This is a genomic window from Actinokineospora sp. PR83, from assembly GCF_021056305.1.
Classification (GTDB): domain Bacteria; phylum Actinomycetota; class Actinomycetes; order Mycobacteriales; family Pseudonocardiaceae; genus Actinokineospora; species Actinokineospora spheciospongiae.
This window is the reverse complement of record NZ_JAJCXD010000099.1, coordinates 1-3,147: the sequence shown is the minus strand read 5'-3', so window position 1 is coordinate 3,147 and position 3,147 is coordinate 1. Positions and strand designations below refer to the sequence as shown.

General features: G+C 72.7%; 1 protein-coding gene. It reads right to left on the bottom strand.

The window, feature by feature from the left end; genetic code table 11:
- Positions 1-3,147 (bottom strand): AMP-binding protein (locus L6E12_RS29580; RefSeq protein ID WP_236231216.1); only part of this gene is annotated, 3,147 nt, incomplete at both ends.

Sequence of the window (3,147 nt, the reverse complement as noted above, 5' to 3'; positions counted from 1 at the left end):
GACGTCGAAGGCGTAGGAGTGTGCCATTGACCACACGTCGTGGGGGGTGAAGTGGAAGTGGGTGTGTGTGGTGTGCAGGAGTCGGGTGATGTTGGAGTGGGTGATGGAGACGCCTTTGGGGTGGCCGGTTGATCCGGAGGTGTAGATGACGTACGCCAGGTTGTCCGGGGACAGCGCAACATCGGGGACGGTGTCGGCGCAGCCGGCCTCGTCTCCTACGCGGACGGTCACGCCTGGGTTCCAGGAGGCGTCCGCGTCGGTGAGCACCAGGCGCGCTCCCGCGTCCTCGGTGATCTGCCGCAGGCGCTGCACCGGGTTGGCCGGGTCGAGCGGCAGGTACGCCGCACCGCTCTTGAGCACGCCGAGGATCGCCGGGAGCAGGTGGGGGCCGCGTTCGAGGTGGACGCCGACGAGCTGCTCCGGCCCGGCGCCGAGCGCGCGCAGGTGGTGCGCCACCCGGTTCGCTGCGGCGTCCAGCTCAGCGTAGGTGAGTGTGCCCGTGCCCGAGGTGACCGCGGGCGCGTCCGGTGTGGCGGCCGCCTGACGCTCGAACACCCGCACGGGCAAGTCGACCCCGGCCCCGGGGCGCGGCCCGTGCCAGGAGCCCAGCAGCGCCGCCTCGGCCTCGGGCACCCGCACCACGCGGGCGTCCCCGTCACCGCCCGCGGCGATCGCGGCCAGCACCGCCCGGTACATCCCCGCGAGCCGCTCGGCGTGCGCCTCGGTCAGCGCCCCGGGCCCGGACCGCAGGGACAGCACTCCCTCGGCCGTGGTCACCGACAGCGAGAACTCCTTGGGGGCGCGACTGATCACCGTGTCCACGTCGCCGCTGCGCTCGGCGGAGAAGTCGAGGTGGTTGAAGACGACGTCGATGAGCCTGCCCTGCCCGGCGTCCTGCTGGATGCGCTGCATCGGGTAGTGGCGGTGCTCCCACGCCGCGCTCTCGCGGGCGTGCGTGGCGAGGATCAGCTCGGTCCAGGTCCGCGCGCCGCGGTCCACCGGGTGCGGCAGTGTGTTGAGGTGCATGCCGACCAACCGGTCCGCCCCCTCCGCCTCCGGTCGGGTGTGCGTCACCAGACCGGTGTGCAGCGCCGCTTCCGGGCAGATCTGCGACAACACCTTGGTGTGCGCTGCGAGCAGCACGGTCTTGAGCCCCACCCCGTGTTCCTCGGCCACCGCGCGCAGCCGGGGGAGGAGGTCCCGGTGGTCGACGACCACGCCCACCTCACCCTCCCCGCCCGCCCAGTGCGCGGGCAGGCGTGCGGGTTGGTGCGCGGCGGTGAGGGCGTTCCAGTGCTCCCGATCGGACTCGTCGTCGAGCGCCGCCAGTTCCGCCGCGACGGTGTCGGCGAACCGCGCCGCACCCGGCCGCTCGGCGGGGATCGGCCCGCCGTCGCGCAAGGCCCGGTACAGGCGCACCAGTTCCTCGCGCAGCAGGTGCAGGCTCCAGCCGTCCAGCACCGCGTGCGAGTGCGTGACGGTCAGCGCCCACTCCCCACCCAGGTCGTGGGCGAACACGCGGACCAGCGGTTCGTTGACGTCCACGGCGAACACGCGGTCCCGCTCGGCGGCGACGAAGTCCTCGATCCCCGCCCGCCGCGCGTCCTCGGGCTGCGCGCCGAAGTCGGCCCAGGCGAAGGGCACGGCCGGTTCGGCGTGCACGACCTGAAGCGGCTCGGAGTACGACGTCAGGTGTGCGGAGGTCCGCAGTGCGGCGTGCCTGCGCGCAACCTCGGCGACGGCCCGGCGCAGGGCGTCCGCGTCGAACGGCCCGTCGTCGCGCACGACCGACGTGCTCACGTTGTGGTAGCTGGACCCCGCCGTGTCGGCGAGCATCTCCACCAACATGCCCAGCTGGTTGCGGGTCAACGGGTAGGCGTCGACAGCAGAGTCGGGCAGTCGAGCCCGGTCGCCGTCGGAGACCAGGGCGAACGGTTCGGTCGGTGCCATCTCGGTCACCCCCGCTGTCTCGGTGCCGTCCAGCCCCCTGGCCAGTTCCCGGACCGTGCGGTCGCGCAGGATCTGCCCGACGGACACCCCGATCCCCGCCGCGCGCAGCGCGCCCGCCAAGGCCACGGCGCGGATGGAGTCCCCCCCGAGGTCGAAGAACCCCTGGGTCACGCCGATGTCCGGCACGCCGAGGACGGTCGACCACACCTCGGCCACCTGCCGCTCCAGTCCGGTCGCGGGCGGTACCCGCTCCCCGGCCGCCGAGGCGGGCCGGGGAAGCCGCGCCTTGTCGAGCTTGCCGTTGGTGGTCCGGGGCAGCTCGTCGAGCGCCACGACGTGCGCGGGCACCATGTACGGCGGCAGCGCGGACCGCAGGTGCTCGCGCAGCGCCAACACCAACCCGGCATGATCGGCGTCCGCCGTCGTCACGTAGGCCACCAGTTGTGCGGTGCCGCCCGAGGTGGACGTGGTGACATGCGCGCCGGTCACGCCCGGGTACGCGGTGATGGCGGCCTGCACCTCGCCCGGTTCGACGCGGTGGCCGCGGATCTTGACCTGGTCATCGGCGCGGGAGTGGAATGCCAGCCCGCCGTCGGTGTCGCGGTGCGCCAGGTCGCCGCTGCGGTAGCGGCGCGATCCGGGCGGGCCCCACGGGTCGGGGGTGAACCGCTCGGCGGTGAGCGCCGGTCGGTCGTGGTAGCCGCGGGCCAGCGCGGGACCGGCCACGTGGATCTCCCCGACCACGTCCACCGGCACCAGGTCACCGGTGGGGCCGAGGAGCTGGATCGCGGTGTCGGCCAGCGGGTACCCGACAGGGTTGTCCGACCGTTCGAGGTCCGCCGTCGTCACCAGGTGGAATGTCGAGTGCACGGTGGTCTCGGTGATCCCGTACATGTTGACCAACCGGGGCGAGTCGAACCCGGCGTGGTCGGTCCACGCGCGCAGGCCGGGGTAGTTCAGCCGCTCGCCCGCGAACACGATCGCCCGCAGCCGCTGTTCCCGCCCCCGCAACTCGCCCGAGAGCGCGTGGAACGCGGTGGGTGTTTGGCTCAGGATGGTGATTCCGTGGTGGGTGATGAGGTTTGCGAAGTCGTGTGGGGAGCGGGTGGTGTCGGTGGGTACGACGATGAGGTGTCCGCCGTGTAGGAGTGCGCCCCACATTTCGAAGACGGAGACGTCGAAGGCGTAGGAGTGTGC